This window comes from Kineococcus deserti, from assembly GCF_050871945.1.
Classification (GTDB): Bacteria; Actinomycetota; Actinomycetes; order Actinomycetales; family Kineococcaceae; genus Kineococcus.
Genome location: NZ_JBJLSI010000058.1, coordinates 1 through 14062, shown reverse-complemented (window position 1 = coordinate 14062; position 14062 = coordinate 1). Strand labels below are relative to the sequence as shown.

Sequence of the window (14062 nt, the reverse complement as noted above, 5' to 3'; positions counted from 1 at the left end):
CCCCCCCCCCCCCCCCCCCCCCCCCCCCCCCCCCCCCCCCCCCCCCCCCCCCCCCCCCCCCCCCCCCCCCCCCCCCCCCCCCCCCCCCCCCCCCCCCCCCCCCCCCCCCCCCCCTCTTCCGTTCGAGCACGTCAGGAGCACACGTGGAGTACGTCGTCGCCCGGATCGGGCGCCCGCACGGGGTGCGCGGTGAGGTGACCGTCGAGGTCCGCACCGACGACCCGGACGCGCGGTTCGTCCCCGGAGCGGTGCTGCGCACCGAGCCCGACCGGGGACGGTTGACCGTGGCGAAGGCGCGCTGGCACAGCGGGACCCTGCTGCTCACCTTCACCGAGGTCGCCGACCGCACGGCCGTCGAGGCCCTGCGCGACACGCTGCTGCTGGTGGACGTCGACGACGAGGCCGAGGCCGACGACGACGCCTGGTACCCCCACCAGCTGGCCGGGCTGGCCGCCGTCACCGTCACCGGCACCCCGCTGGGCACCGTCGCGGACCTGCTGACCGGCGGAGCCCAGGACGTCCTGGTCGTGACCGGTACCGACGGCCGAGAGGTCCTGGTCCCGTTCGTGCGCGCGCTGGTCCCCGCCGTGGACGTGCGCCGGCGCAAGGTCGTCCTGAACCCGCCCGGCGGCCTGTTCGTGGAGATCCCGGGGGACGAGGACTGATGCGGCTGGACGTCGTCACGATCTTCGGCGAGTACCTGGCCCCGCTGCAGCTCTCGCTCATCGGCAAGGCGCAGGCGCAGGGTCTGCTGGACGTGCGGGTGCGCGACCTGCGCGAGCACACCCACGACCGGCACCGCACGGTCGACGACACCCCCTACGGCGGGGGCGCCGGACTGCTCATGAAGCCCGAACCGTGGGGCGAGGCGCTCGACGCCGTCCTGGCCGACCCGCCGGCCGGCGCCCGCGAGGAGGGACCCGTCCTGGTCGTCCCCTCGCCGGTGGGGGAGGTGTTCACCCAGCGCGCCGCGGTCGAACTGGCCGCCGAACCCTGGCTCGTCTTCGCCTGCGGCCGCTACGAGGGCATCGACGCGCGCGTCGTGGAGCACTACCGCACCCGCATCCGGGTGCGGGAGGTGTCGCTGGGCGACTACGTCCTCAACGGCGGGGAGGTGGCCGTGCTGGCCATCACCGAGGCCGTCGTGCGGCTCGTGCCGGGGGTCGTCGGCAACGCCGCCTCGCTGACCGAGGAGAGCCACGCGCCCGAGCACGACGGGCTGCTGGAGCACCCGGCGTACACCAAGCCCGCGTCCTGGCGCGGACTGGACGTGCCGGCCGTGCTGGCCGGCGGCAACCACGGCGCGGTCGAGCGGTGGCGGCGGGACGAGGCGCTGCGCCGCACGGCGACCCGACGTCCCGACGTGCTGGAACGTCTGGACCCCGCGCGCTGCGACGCCCGTGACCTCGCCGTCCTCGCCGAGCTGGGCTGGGCTCCTGGTGATCACGGATTCCTCCTCCGCGCTCCCGTTGTGGCAGACTGATCCGCTGACACCAACGAACGAGCCGTGACGGCCGGTGACCGCTGCCCACGGGCGGTGGAGGGTGCGTCTGCCACAGGGGGCGCGCCCGGCCGGACCACCCGTCACGGGACCAGAGCCTGTGCCGATGACCTGTGGCGTCGACAGGGGAAGTGAGTAGAGCCATGAACGTGCTCGACAACGTGGACGCAGCCAGCCTGCGCACCGACATCCCGGAGTTCCGCGCCGGTGACACCCTCAACGTCCACGTCAAGGTCGTCGAGGGCAACCGCTCCCGCGTCCAGGTCTTCAAGGGCGTCGTGATCCGCCGCACCGGCGGCGGCATCCGCGAGAGCTTCACCGTCCGCAAGGTCAGCTTCGGCGTCGGCGTGGAGCGCACCTTCCCGCTGCACACCCCGATCATCGACAAGGTCGAGGTCGTCACCCGCGGTGACGTCAAGCGCGCCAAGCTGTACTACCTGCGCGACCTGCGCGGCAAGGCCGCCAAGATCAAGGAGCGTCGCGACTCCGCGACGCCCCGCGGCTGACGTCCGCACCGCGCACCGCACCGAGCCGGGTCCCTTCGGGGGCCCGGCTCGCGTCGTTCCCGGGCACGTCCCCACGCCGTTCCCCGGGGCGTCGGGCCGGGCCGTCTAGACTCGCCCCGCCGCGGCGCTGACGACCCCGTCCCCGCGGTGAGCGACCGCGAACAGGAGTTCCGTGACGACCACCCAGCAGCGGTCGGCCTCGCCGGCCGGCCGGCAGCGTTCCCACGGCGCGCGGGCCGTCGTCGTCCTGGCCGTCGCGCTGCTGATCGTCCTGCTGGTGCGCACCTTCGTGGCGCAGTCGTTCTCCATCCCGTCGGACTCCATGCAGCCGACCCTGGAACCGGGCGAGCGGGTGCTGGTCTGGCGCGTCGACGCGGACGACGTCGAACGCGGTGACGTCATCGTCTTCGACGGGACCGGCACGTTCGCCGACAGCCCACCCGAGCCGGAGGGCCTGGCGCGGCTGGGTGCTGCGGTGGCCGCGGTGCTGGGTTTCCGGCCGGGGGAGTCCGACTACGTCAAGCGCGTCGTCGGCCTGCCGGGCGACCGCGTCACCTGCTGCGACGACCAGGGCCGGCTGCTGGTCGACGGCGAGCCGCTGGAGGAGCCGTACGTGTTCCCCGGGGACGCGGCCAGCGACGTGACGTTCGACATCGAGGTGCCGGACGGCAGACTGTGGGTGATGGGAGACCACCGCAGCGACAGCGTCGACTCGCGCTCGCACCTCGGCTCGCCCGGCGGGGGCACGATCGCCCTCGGCGACGTCATCGGGCGCGTGGTCGCCGTCACCTGGCCGCTGGATGCGGTCGGGACCGTCGAACGGGGGAGCAGCCGGTGAGCGCGGACCACGACGCCGAACAGGACGCCGAACGGGAGGCGAGCGCGCCGCCCCCGCCGAGGCGCTCGGCCGCCGGCGGCGTGTTCGCGGCGATCAAGGAGACCGTCCTCGTCGTCGCGGTGGCCCTCGTGGTCTCCCTCGTCGTCAAGACGTTCCTGCTGCAGGCCTTCTTCATCCCCTCGCAGTCGATGGAGGAGACGCTCGACATCGGCGACCGCGTCATCGTCAGCAAGCTGACGCCCGGCCCGTTCGACCTGCACCGCGGTGACGTCGTCGTCTTCTCCGACCCCGGGAACTGGCTGAGCCAGACCGCCCCGCCCGAACGTGGCCCGGTGGGCACGGTGGTGGCCGAGGCGCTGACCTTCATCGGCCTGCTGCCGGAGGACTCCGACGACCACCTCATCAAGCGGGTGATCGGGCTGCCCGGCGACCACGTCGTGTGCTGCGACGCCTCCGGGCAGATCACCGTCAACGACGAGCCCGTCGACGAGACGTCCTACCTGGCGCAGGGGGCCGCGCCGAGCCTGGACCCCTTCGACGTCACCGTGCCCGAAGGCCAGTTGTGGGTGATGGGCGACAACCGTGACGAGTCGGCCGACTCGCGCTACAACCGCGAGAGCCAGCCGTACCACGGCTTCGTGCCGGTCGACCTCGTCGTCGGCCGCGCCTACGCCGTCGTCTGGCCGGTCTCGCACTGGGACTGGCTGGGTACGCCGTCGGCGTTCGACCAGGTCAGCGGAGCACCGGGAGCCTCATGACGACCACCCGCAAGGCGCGCAGGCCCGCGCCCTCGCCGTCGGTCCCGCCCTCGCTGCGCCTGGAACGGCAGTACCTGCGCTCGGGCCACACCCTCGTCGCCGGGATGGACGAGGTCGGACGGGGCGCCCTGGCCGGACCCGTCTCGATCGGGGTCCTCGTCGTCGACGAGGCCACCAGGACGGCGCCGACCGGGCTGCGCGACTCCAAGCTGCTCACCCCGGCGGCGCGGGAGGCCCTGGCCCCCAAGGTGCGGCGCTGGGCCGTGGCCTGGGCCGTCGGGCACGCCGAACCCGCCGAGATCGACGCCGTCGGGATCACGGCCGCCCTGCGCCTGGCGGGCCGCAGGGCGCTGGCGCAGCTGCCGGTGCTGCCCGACCTGGTGATCCTCGACGGCAACCACGACTACCTCAGCGACCCGCGCGAGCCCTCCCTGCTCGACGAGCTCGGCGGCTCGGGCCCGGCGCTGCCCTGCGACGCCCCGGCGGTCGCCACCCGCATCAAGGCGGACATGTCCTGCGCGGCCGTCGCCGGAGCCAGCGTGCTGGCCAAGACCACCCGCGACGCGATCATGACGCAGCGGCACGAGGAGTTCCCGCAGTACGGCTGGGCCGGCAACAAGGGCTACAGCGCCCCCGAGCACCTCGACGCGCTCGGCGCCCACGGCAGCTGCCCGCAGCACCGGCGCAGCTGGCGGCTGCCGGGGCTGGGGGTGCCCTCACCGCGCGGGGACCGGGGCGTCGTCGAGGTGTCCGCCGAAGCGCTCGACCTCGGTCTGCTGCCGGAGGGAGCCCCGGGCGACGCGCTCGCGGACCTCACCTCCGACGGCTCCGCGGCACGGAAGGCATGATGGTCCCGTGAGCGCAGAGGACCTCGAGAACTACGAGACCGAGATGGAGCTGCAGCTCTACCGCGAGTACCGGGACGTGGTGTCGCTGTTCTCCTACGTCGTCGAGACCGAGCGACGCTTCTACCTGGCCAACTCGGTGGACCTGCAGGTGCGCACCGCCGACGGGGAGACCTACTTCGAGGTCACCCTGCACGACGCCTGGGTGTGGGACGTCTACCGTCCCGCGCGGTTCGTGCGGGACGTGCGCGTCGTGACGTTCAAGGACGTCAACGTCGAGGAGCTGCAGAAGCGGGACATCGAGGTGCCCGACACCCCGGAGCTGCGCGACCGCTGAGGCCGCCCGCGACGCCCTGAACCCGGTGTCGATCCACCCCCGGGCCGCGCTCCACCGCCGAGGGTGGATCGCTGGGGCGCGTCCGGCCGCTGAGCCTGTGCACGGACGTGCGACGGCGACGCCCGAGCGTGCACAGGGTCCACGGCCTCCACAACCGGAGCCCGACGTCCGTCCGCCGGCCTGCACCGACCGCACGCTTGGCCGCGGAGGTGGTGCACGTGCGCGCGAAGGACGCCGTGGGGCAGTACGGGGAGAGGGTGGCCGCGCAGCGGCTCGCCGAGGCCGGGATGGACGTCCTGGTCAGGAACTGGCGGTGCCGGCACGGTGAGATCGACATCCTCGCCCGGGACGGGGACTGCCTGGTCGTCTGCGAGGTGAAGACCCGGCGCAGCACCTCGGCCGGCACCCCGGCCGAGGCCGTCACCCCGGACAAGGTCCGGCGGCTGGGTGAGCTCGCGCAGGAGTGGCTCAAGACCCGTCCCGACGTGCAGCCGGCCGCCATCCGCTTCGACGTCGTCGCGGTCACCCCCGCGCCGCGGGGCGCGGCCCACGTCGAGCACCTGCGCGGGGTGCTCTGATGGCGCTGGCCCGTTCCCTGGCCGTCGGGCTCATCGGCCTCGACGGTCACCTCGTGGAGGTCGAGGCCGACATCTCGGCCGGCATCCCCGCCTTCGTGCTCGTCGGCCTGCCCGACGCCTCGCTCAACGAGGCCAAGGACCGGGTCCGGGCGGCGGCGGCCAACTCCGGGTTCCCGCTGCCCTCGCAGCGGATCACCGTGAACCTGTCGCCGGCGACGCTGCCCAAGAACGGGTCCGCCTTCGACCTGGCCGTCGCGGTCGCGACGCTGACGGCGGCCGGCGTGCTGCCGCCGGAGGCGTCGGCCGAGACCGTCCACCTCGGGGAGCTGGGCCTGGACGGCAGCCTGCGCGCGGTCGACGGGGTGCTGCCCGCCGTGCTGGCGGCCGCCCGCGCCGGGGTCCGCCGCGTCGTGGTCCCCGAGGCCACCGTCTCCGAGGCCGCCCTCGTGCCCGGGATCACCGTGCGCGGGGCGCGCTGGCTGGCCGAGCTCGTCGCCGACTACCGCGGCGACCCACCGCTGGACCTGCCCGCCCCACCGCGCGCCTTCGTCCCGCCCGAGCGCACCGCCGCGGGCCGTCCGCTCGACCTCGCCGACGTCGTGGGCCAGCCCGAGGCCCGGTTCGCGCTCGAGGTGGCCGCGGCCGGCGCCCACCACCTGCTGATGAACGGACCACCGGGTGCGGGCAAGACGATGCTGGCCGCGCGGCTGCCCGGGCTGCTGCCCGACCTGGACGAGGACGCGGCGCTGGAGGTGACGGCCGTGCACTCGGTCGCCGGGACGCTGCGCGGACGGCCGGGGACGGCGCTCATCACCCGCCCGCCCTACGAGGACCCGCACCACACCGCCTCCACGGCCTCCCTCGTCGGCGGCGGCAGCGGCGTCCCCCGGCCGGGAGCGGTGTCCCGCGCCCACCGCGGTGTGCTGTTCCTCGACGAGGCGCCGGAGTTCGAGGCCCGCGTCCTGGACGCGCTGCGCCAACCGCTCGAGCACGGTGAGCTCGTGCTGCACCGGGCCCGGGGCACCGCGCGCTACCCGGCCCGGTTCCAGCTCGTCCTGGCCGCCAACCCCTGCCCGTGCGGGCGCGCGGTGGGCAAGGGACTGGACTGCACATGCACCCCGCAGGCCCGGCGCCGCTACGCCGCCAAGCTGTCCGGGCCGTTGCTGGACCGCGTCGACGTCCGCTTGCAGGTGCACGCCGTGACCCGGGCCGAGGTCGCCGAACCGGTCGCGGGGGAGTCCACCGCCGTGGTCGCCGCCCGGGTCGCGGCCGCGCGCTCGGTGCAGCGGGAACGGCTGCAGCGGCACGGCGTCAGCACCAACGGCGAACTGCGCGGGGAAGTCCTGCGCGGGCCGCTGCGGCTGGCCACCGCAGCCACCAGCGACCTGGAGCGGGCACTGGACCGCGGGGTGCTGACCCTGCGCGGCGTCGACCGCGTCCTGCGGCTGGCGTGGACGGTCGCCGACCTGCGGGGCGCCACGGCCCCCGACCGCGACGACATCGGCCGCGCCCTGGCCCTGCGCGGCGCCGTCGCGACGGGAGCCGCCGCGTGAAGGGGCCGGCGCAGGGACAGCAGGCCCTCGACCTGCCCGGTGCCGTCCCGGCGGCGTTGCGCGCGGCGCTGTCCGACGACCGGCTCGCCCGGGCGGCGTGGAGCCGGCTGGCCGAACCGGGCGACCCCGCCGCCGCACGGCTGGTCGCCGAGGTCGGCGCACCGTTGGCCCTCGAAGCCGTCGTGGCGGGCCGTGGTCCCGACCGCTGGCGCGTCCGGCTCCGGGAGGCCGACCCCACCGCCGACCTGGCCGCCGTCCGGGCCGCGGGCGGCCGCCTCCTGGTCCCCGGCGACGAGGAGTGGCCCACGACCCTGGCCGACCTCGACCTCGACGGCACCGGCGAGCGACCGCTGGGCGCACCGTTCTGCCTGTGGGTGCGCGGCCCGGCGCACCTGGCCGAGGTCACGGCGCGCAGTGCCGCGCTCGTCGGCTCGCGCGCGGCGACCGGCTACGGCCAGCACGTCGCCTCCGACCTGGCCGCCGGACTGGCCGACCGCGGGTTCGCCGTCGTCAGCGGCGGTGCCTTCGGCATCGACGCCGCCGCGCACCGGGCGGCGCTCGCGGTCCGGGGCGTGAGCGTGGCGGTGCTGGCCTGCGGGGTCGACCGCAGCTACCCATCCGGCAACGCCGCGCTCCTGAGCCGGCTGGCCACCGAGGGGGCGCTGGTCTCGGAGGTGCCGCCCGGGACGACACCGACACGGTGGCGCTTCCTGGAACGCAACCGGCTCATCGCGGCGCTGACCCGGGGCACGGTGGTCGTCGAGGCCGCGTGGCGCTCCGGGGCGCTGTCGACGGCGGACCGGGCCGAGCGGCTCATGCGCCCCGTCGGCGCCGTTCCGGGGCCCGTGACCTCGCCGGCCTCGGCGGGCTGCCACCGGTTGCTGCGTGAACGGGCGGCGGTGTGCGTGACCAGTGCCGAGGAGGTCGCCGAGCTGCTGGGTGAACTCGGTGCCGAACCGCTGACGGCGCCGCGGGTGGAGCGGCGGCCGTTCGACGGGCTGGACCGTGAGGAACTGCGGGTCGCCGAGTGCCTGCCGCGCCGGGGGAGTGCGGACCTGGAACGGGTGGCGCGCGACGCGGGCCTGGACCTCGCCGCGGTGCAGGCGGTCCTGGGGCGGCTGGAACTGTCCGGCCACGCCGTCCGCGCGCAGGACGGCTGGCGCCGAGGGGTGGTGTCGTGAGGAGGGTGGCAGGCTGAAAACCCCTGGGAACAGCGGCGTGCGGTGCGTATCGTCGATCTTCGTGTCTGCGACGAGAACCGTTGCAGCGCAGGACCACAGGAGAGGTGGAGACCGTGGAACGGCTGACGGACAAGCTGGTGAACTGGGCGTCGATCCTGGAGGAGAAGACGCGGCGCCAGGCCGAGACCGCCGCCACCATGCCCTTCATCCACCCGCACATCGCGCTGATGCCCGACGCCCACCTCGGCAAGGGGGCGACGGTCGGATCGGTCATCCCGACCGACGGCGCGATTATCCCGGCGGCCGTGGGGGTGGACATCGGCTGCGGGATGATCGCGGTGCGCACGCAGTTCTCGGCCGCCGACCTCGCGGGCCGGGACCTGGCCCCGCTGCGGGAGTCGATCGAGCGCAGCGTCCCGCTGTCCGCCGGGGCGGCGAACCGGACGATCTCCGCGACGGCGGCTCCGCGCATCGCCGAGCTCGAGGCGCTCGAGCCCGGGCGGGCACCGTTCCGCGAAGGGCTCGTGCCGAGGTGGCGGACGGCGCTGGGGACCCTGGGGTCGGGCAACCACTTCATCGAGGTCTCCCTCGACGAGTCCGACGGGGTGTGGCTGTTCCTGCACTCCGGGTCGCGGGGGCCGGGGAACCGGCTCGCGCAGCACCACATCGCCGTCGCACAGCGCCTGTGCGCGCAGTGGCACGTGCAGCTGCCCGACCGCGACCTGGCCTACCTCGCCGAGGGCACGACCGAGTTCGACGAGTACATCGCCGACCTGCAGTGGGCCCAGCACTTCGCCCTGCTGAACCGCGAGGAGATGATGGACCGGGTCGCGGCCCGCCTCTCGGACTTCCTCGGGGAGCCGGTCGCCGAGCGCGAGCGGATCAACTGCCACCACAACTACACCACGCGGGAACGGCACTTCGGCCGCGAGGTGTGGCTGTCCCGCAAGGGTGCGATCGCCGCCGACCGGGGACGGCCCGGGCTCGTGCCGGGGTCGATGGGCACGGCGAGCTACGTCGTGGTCGGCAAGGGCGACCGGATGTCGCTGAACTCCTCCCCGCACGGTGCGGGTCGGGAGTACAGCCGTTCGGCGGCGCGTCGGACGTTCACGCGCGAGCAGCTGAGGGAGGCCATGAAGGGCATCGAGTACCGGGACACCGATGCGTTCCTGGACGAGATCCCGGCCGCCTACAAGGACATCGACCGGGTCATGGCCGACGCCGCGGACCTCGTCGAGATCCGGCACACCCTGCGTCAGGTGGTGAACGTCAAGGGCGACTGAGGGCCGGTTCACCCCGGGCGTCGGCGGCGGTGCTGCCGACGCCCGGGGGTCCGCGACGACTCCTCGGGGCCGGGTGGGAGCCGACGCTATGTAGCGTACAGGAGTTGCTCGGTCACGCTACGCTGTCAAGGACGCAGATTCACACGCACGTCTCCGTGGACCGCATGCGGAGATCGCACCGTCCGGGCCCACCCACGGGCCCGGCGGGTCCGGGGGGAGGGCCACGTGGAGCGAAGAGCAGGGCGCGCCCCGACGGCGCAGACCGAACACGAGTCCGACCTGCGGGTGGTCGACAACGGACAGGAGCGCGGCATCGACAGCACCGACACGACCGAGCAGACGGCACAGGTCCCCGTCGAGGAGGTCCAGCCCGCCGGTCGACCTCAGGCGAACGCACGGTTCACCAGCCGCAAGGGCAAGAGCCCGGCCACACCCGAGCAGGAGCAGGCCGAAGCCGCCCTGCGGGCCATGTGGGAGGAGTTCAAGGCCTCCGGCGACGGGCTGGTCCGCGAGAAGCTGATCATGCACTACTCGCCGCTGGTCAAGTACGTGGCCGGCCGCGTCGGGGTGGGGCTGCCTCCGAACATCGAACAGGCCGACCTCGTCTCCTACGGGATCTTCGGCCTCATCGACGCCATCGAGAAGTTCGACATCGAGCGCGCGATCAAGTTCGAGACGTACGCCATCTCCCGCATCCGCGGCGCGATCATCGACGAGCTGCGCGCCATCGACTGGATCCCGCGCTCGGTGCGCAGCAAGGCCCGCGAGGTCGAGCGCACGTACGCCACGCTCGAGGGGGAGCTGCACCGCACCCCCACCGAGGCCGAGGTCGCCGAGCGCATGGGCATCGCGCTGTCGGAGCTGCACCACATCTTCAGCCAGGTGTCCTACGTCAACGTCGTGGCGCTCGACGAACTGCTGAGCGTCTCGGGGGAGAAGGGCGACAAGCTCTCCCTCGTCGACACCCTCGAGGACACCAAGGCCGAGGACCCGGTGCAGTCCTTCGAGAAGGAGGAGACGAAGTTCCTCCTGTCCCGGGCGATCAACCAGCTGCCCGAGCGGGAGAAGATCGTCGTCACCCTCTACTACTACGAAGGCCTGACGCTGGCCGAGATCGGGCGCGTCCTCGGGGTGACCGAGTCGCGCATCTGCCAGATGCACACCAAGGCCGTCCTGCAGCTGCGCGGGAAGCTGTCCGACGCGAACTGAGGTGCCTCACGCCCGGCCCAGGGGCAGCAGTACGGGAGGGGAAGCCCGCAACTGCGTCAACGGGTCGAGGTAGACGTCCCCGTCGCGCAGGCCCAGGTGCAGGCACCACGCGGTGCAGTGCACCGGGTCCGCGGCCAGGGCGCCCAGCTGCTGCCCGGCCGTGACCGTCGTTCCGGCCGGGACGCTCGCCTCGACCGGTTCGTAGGTGGTCCGCAGCCCGTTGGGGTGGGCCACCACGACGACCCCGCGGCCGGCCACCGGCCCGGCGAAGGTCACCGTGCCGGCGGCGGCGGCCACGACCTGCTGCCCGGGAGCCGCCGCGAGGTCCACGCCCCGGTGCCCCGCCTCGTAGCGGCCCACGTCGTCGAAACCGCGCAGCACGTGGGGCGGTTCGACCGGCCAGACCCATGACGACGAGGCGGCGGACACGGTGGCCGGCGCCGGCCCGGGCGCGGCGGTCACCACCGCGGCGGCCACCGCGACCGTGGCGACACCGATCACCGAGCCGGCCACCGAGGCCGGGAGCGCAGAACTCAGCACCGCCTCAGCCTCACCCGTGCTCAGGTCGACGGACCCGCACCCCTGGCCGCCTGTGGACGAGGCAGGTCCTGTGCACCCGCGGACGTCATCCGCCCCGGGAGGACCGACCCGCGCACTCCACGCACCGCGTCGCCCACGGCCGGGCGGCCAGCCGCCCCGGCGCGATCGCCCGCCCGCACACCTCGCACGTGCCGAACCCCGGCTCCCCGACGCGGGCGAGGGCGTCCTCGAGCGCGCTCAACCGGGTCCTGACCTGCTCCAGCACCGCCGAGACCTGGGCCCGCTCGAACGCCGTCGTCGAGCCCTCCGGGTCGTGCTCGTCGTCGGCCGTCCCCTCGGCCGCGGCCTCCAGGGCGCTGGCCAGTTCCCGTTCCAGCCCCGCGATCCGCGCCAGGGCCCCGGCCCGCTCGGCCTCCAGCGCCTCCCGTGCCTCCCGTGCCTCCCGCAGGCTCACCGCGGATTCACCGCGCGAGGGCGGCCAGCCGCTCGCAGGCCTCGTGCAGCACCGCGTCGGACTTGCAGAAGGTGAACCGCACCAGCGGTGCGACGGCTTGCGCGGCCACCGAACCCGGCTCGCAGAACGCCGAGACCGGTACCCCGACGACCCCGGCCAGCGCGGGCAGCTCCCGGCACAGCGTCGTGCCGTCGTCGTAGCCCAGCGGCCGCGGGTCGGCGACGACGAAGTACGTCCCGGCCGGCGCGGACACCGCGAAACCCGCCGCGCGCAGACCGTCCAGCAGCAGGTCCCGGCGCCGCTGCAGGTCGGCGGCCAGGTCGAGGTAGAAGGCGTCCGGCAGGGCCAGCGCGGTGGCCACGGCCGGCTGGAACGGCCCGGCGTTGACGTAGGTGAGGAACTGCTTGACCGTCCGGACCGCCGCCACCAGCTCGGCCGGGCCGCTGACCCAGCCGACCTTCCAGCCCGTCACCGAGAACGTCTTGCCGGCCGAGGACACCGTCAGCGTCCGCTCGGCCATCCCCGGCAGCGTCGCGACGGGGACGTGGCGCGCGCCGGGGAACACCAGGTGCTCGTAGACCTCGTCGGTGACCACCACGGCGTCGTGCTCGACGGCGAGCCGGGCCACGGCGGCGACCTCCTCGGCCGAGAGCACCGTGCCGGTCGGGTTGTGCGGGGTGTTCAGCAGGACCACCCGGGTCCGCTCGGAGAACGCCGCGCGCAGGCCCGCGGGGTCCAGGACGAAGCCCTCCGGCCCGGGCAGCAGCGGGACCGACCGCTGCACCGCGCCGGCCAGCGCGATGACGGCGGCGTAGGAGTCGTACGCCGGCTCCAGGACGACGACCTCGTCGCCCGGTTCGCACAGCGCCAGGACGCTCGCGGCGATCGCCTCGGTCGCGCCCGCGGTCACCAGCACCTGCGTGGCGGGGTCCAGGTTCAGCCCGTAGAAGCGCTCCTGGTGCTCCGCGACGGCCTCCAGCAGGGCCGGGACGCCGATGCCCGGTGGGTACTGGTTGCGGCCCGAGCGGATCGCCGCGACCGCGTCGTCCAGCAGGGAGGCCGGCCCGTCGCCGTCGGGGAAGCCCTGGCCGAGGTTGACCGCCCCGGTCCGCTGCGCCAGGGCCGACATCTCGGCGAAGATCGTGGGCCCGAAACGGCGCATCCGGGAGACCAGCGCAGGAGTCGGGTGGGTCGGCGCCACGGCGCGGTCGAGACCAGTGCTCACGCGTCGTAGACTACGGGGGCACCTCGTGCGCCCTTCCCTCCTGGACGGGTCGTCCGAGGTGACATCGCGTCCCCGCTCCTGCGAACCGCAGGGGGAGCACCCTCTCGGTCCACCCGGTCCCCGGGTGGTCGGGTGCGCACGGGGACCAGGCGCAGCGGACCGCCCGGTCCGTCGCGGAGAACCGATCGGCCCCAGCAGGGGCCGGCACGAGGAGGACCACCCATGGCCGTCGTGACGATGCGCCAGCTGCTCGAGTCCGGTGTGCACTTCGGACACCAGACCCGCCGCTGGAACCCGAAGATGAAGCGCTTCCTGTTCACGGAGCGCAACGGCATCTACATCATCGACCTGCAGCAGTCGCTGTCCTTCATCGACCGCGCGTACGACTTCGTCAAGGAGACCGTCGCCCACGGCGGCACGATCCTGTTCATCGGCACGAAGAAGCAGGCCCAGGAGTCCATCGCCGAGCAGGCCAGCCGCGTGGGCATGCCCTACGTCAACCAGCGCTGGCTCGGCGGCATGCTGACCAACTTCCAGACGGTCAACAAGCGCATCGCGCGCATGCGCGAGCTCGAGGAGGTCGACTTCGACGACGTCGCCGCCTCCGGTCTGACCAAGAAGGAACTGCTCGTCCTGCGTCGCGAGTACGACAAGCTGACCAAGACGCTGGGCGGCATCCGGGACATGACCAAGGTCCCCTCCGCGGTGTGGATCGTCGACACCAACAAGGAGCACCTCGCGGTCGACGAGGCCAAGAAGCTCAACATCCCCGTGGTGGCGATCCTGGACTCCAACTGCGACCCGGACGACGTCGACTACCGGATCCCCGGCAACGACGACGCCATCCGTTCCGTCACGCTGCTGACCCGGGTCATCGCCGACGCCGTCGCCGACGGCCTGCAGGTCCGTCACGGCGGCAAGTCCGACACCGACGCCGAGCCGCTCGCGGCCTGGGAGCAGGACCTGCTCGCCGGCAACGAGAACATCCAGTCCGGTGGCAGCGAGTCGACCGCCACGGTCGAGGGCGCCAGCCGCCCCGAGGCCGCCGCGGCCGCTGCCGCCACCGGCCAGGACGCCGAGGCCGTCGCCCTCTCCGGCGACGAGGCCACCGAGTCCGAGGCTCCCTCGCAGACCGTCGGCGCCTCCACCCAGGCCTGACCGGGACCGACGTCCGGCCGCCCCCCCCGGGCCCGCCCCCGGGGGGGGGCCCCGCCCGGGCCCTGCCCCACCACAACAACCCGACCCCCGGCAACA

Annotated in this window: 16 protein-coding genes; 13 read left to right on the top strand and 3 right to left on the bottom strand. The window is 74.1% G+C overall.

Annotated elements, in window-relative coordinates:
- The first annotated feature begins 143 nt into the window (after positions 1–143).
- The 12 genes from rimM (at position 144) to whiG (ending at position 10589) form a co-directional block, all read left to right on the top strand.
- Positions 144–665, top strand: coding sequence for a ribosome maturation factor RimM (gene rimM / locus ACRYR2_RS24465; protein ID WP_432565592.1), 522 nt, complete (start codon positions 144–146; stop codon positions 663–665).
- A complete protein-coding gene (gene trmD / locus ACRYR2_RS24460) occupies positions 665–1483 on the top strand; it encodes a tRNA (guanosine(37)-N1)-methyltransferase TrmD (RefSeq protein WP_432565590.1) in 819 nt (272 codons plus the stop codon). Before rimM ends, trmD begins: the two co-directional genes overlap by 1 nt.
- 161 nt (positions 1484–1644) lie before the next feature.
- On the top strand, positions 1645–2007 hold the full coding sequence (gene rplS, locus ACRYR2_RS24455) for a 50S ribosomal protein L19 (protein ID WP_432565588.1): 363 nt from the start codon (positions 1645–1647) through the stop codon (positions 2005–2007).
- Positions 2008–2179: 172 nt separating this feature from the next.
- The gene (lepB, locus tag ACRYR2_RS24450; protein WP_432565586.1) at positions 2180–2845 is read left to right on the top strand and encodes a signal peptidase I; all 666 of its coding nucleotides are present in this window, start codon (positions 2180–2182) and stop codon (positions 2843–2845) included.
- Complete coding sequence (gene lepB, locus ACRYR2_RS24445; protein ID WP_432565584.1) at positions 2842–3603, top strand: signal peptidase I; 762 nt, start codon at positions 2842–2844, stop codon at positions 3601–3603. Before lepB (ACRYR2_RS24450) ends, lepB (ACRYR2_RS24445) begins: the two co-directional genes overlap by 4 nt.
- On the top strand, positions 3600–4451 hold the full coding sequence (locus ACRYR2_RS24440; protein ID WP_432565582.1) for a ribonuclease HII: 852 nt from the start codon (positions 3600–3602) through the stop codon (positions 4449–4451). Before lepB (ACRYR2_RS24445) ends, ACRYR2_RS24440 begins: the two co-directional genes overlap by 4 nt.
- 7 nt (positions 4452–4458) lie before the next feature.
- Positions 4459–4785 carry a DUF2469 domain-containing protein gene (locus tag ACRYR2_RS24435; RefSeq protein ID WP_011981967.1) on the top strand — a complete coding sequence of 109 codons (327 nt, stop codon included), beginning with the start codon at positions 4459–4461 and terminating at the stop codon, positions 4783–4785.
- Positions 4786–5003: 218 nt separating this feature from the next.
- Positions 5004–5363, top strand: a complete 360-nt coding sequence (locus ACRYR2_RS24430) for a YraN family protein (RefSeq protein ID WP_432565580.1) — start codon at positions 5004–5006, stop codon at positions 5361–5363.
- The gene (locus ACRYR2_RS24425; RefSeq protein WP_432565578.1) at positions 5363–6916 is read left to right on the top strand and encodes a YifB family Mg chelatase-like AAA ATPase; all 1554 of its coding nucleotides are present in this window, start codon (positions 5363–5365) and stop codon (positions 6914–6916) included. Before ACRYR2_RS24430 ends, ACRYR2_RS24425 begins: the two co-directional genes overlap by 1 nt.
- Positions 6913–8097, top strand: a complete 1185-nt coding sequence (gene dprA, locus ACRYR2_RS24420; protein WP_432565576.1) for a DNA-processing protein DprA — start codon at positions 6913–6915, stop codon at positions 8095–8097. Before ACRYR2_RS24425 ends, dprA begins: the two co-directional genes overlap by 4 nt.
- Before the next feature lie 113 nt (positions 8098–8210).
- Positions 8211–9380, top strand: a complete 1170-nt coding sequence (locus ACRYR2_RS24415) for an RtcB family protein (RefSeq protein ID WP_432565574.1) — start codon at positions 8211–8213, stop codon at positions 9378–9380.
- Between the two features lie 225 nt (positions 9381–9605).
- Entirely contained in the window at positions 9606–10589 is a 984-nt protein-coding gene (gene whiG, locus ACRYR2_RS24410; RefSeq protein ID WP_432565573.1) for an RNA polymerase sigma factor WhiG, read from the top strand.
- A 6-nt stretch (positions 10590–10595) separates the two neighbouring features.
- Here whiG and ACRYR2_RS24405 read toward each other — a convergent pair whose 3' ends face one another.
- The 3 genes from ACRYR2_RS24405 to ACRYR2_RS24395 all read right to left on the bottom strand — a co-directional run bounded on the left by ACRYR2_RS24405 (position 10596) and on the right by ACRYR2_RS24395 (position 12808).
- The gene (locus ACRYR2_RS24405; protein WP_432565571.1) at positions 10596–11129 is read right to left on the bottom strand and encodes a murein hydrolase activator EnvC family protein; all 534 of its coding nucleotides are present in this window, start codon (positions 11127–11129) and stop codon (positions 10596–10598) included.
- A gap of 85 nt (positions 11130–11214) precedes the next feature.
- Positions 11215–11583: a TraR/DksA family transcriptional regulator gene (locus ACRYR2_RS24400; protein ID WP_432565569.1), complete on the bottom strand. Its 369-nt coding sequence runs from the start codon at positions 11581–11583 to the stop codon at positions 11215–11217.
- 7 nt (positions 11584–11590) lie between these two features.
- Positions 11591–12808: a pyridoxal phosphate-dependent aminotransferase gene (locus tag ACRYR2_RS24395; RefSeq protein ID WP_432565567.1), complete on the bottom strand. Its 1218-nt coding sequence runs from the start codon at positions 12806–12808 to the stop codon at positions 11591–11593.
- A 222-nt stretch (positions 12809–13030) separates the two neighbouring features.
- Between ACRYR2_RS24395 and rpsB the strand changes: the two genes are divergently transcribed.
- On the top strand, positions 13031–13966 hold the full coding sequence (rpsB, locus tag ACRYR2_RS24390; protein WP_432565565.1) for a 30S ribosomal protein S2: 936 nt from the start codon (positions 13031–13033) through the stop codon (positions 13964–13966).
- The last annotated feature ends 96 nt before the right edge of the window (positions 13967–14062 follow it).

Coding starts and splice junctions, on each gene's coding strand:
- trmD (WP_432565590.1), top strand. CDS start 665: ATGCGGCTGGACGTCGTCACGATCTTCGGCGAGTACCTGGCCCCGCTG.
- rplS (WP_432565588.1), top strand. CDS start 1,645: ATGAACGTGCTCGACAACGTGGACGCAGCCAGCCTGCGCACCGACATC.
- ACRYR2_RS24440 (WP_432565582.1), top strand. CDS start 3,600: ATGACGACCACCCGCAAGGCGCGCAGGCCCGCGCCCTCGCCGTCGGTC.
- ACRYR2_RS24425 (WP_432565578.1), top strand. CDS start 5,363: ATGGCGCTGGCCCGTTCCCTGGCCGTCGGGCTCATCGGCCTCGACGGT.
- rpsB (WP_432565565.1), top strand. CDS start 13,031: ATGGCCGTCGTGACGATGCGCCAGCTGCTCGAGTCCGGTGTGCACTTC.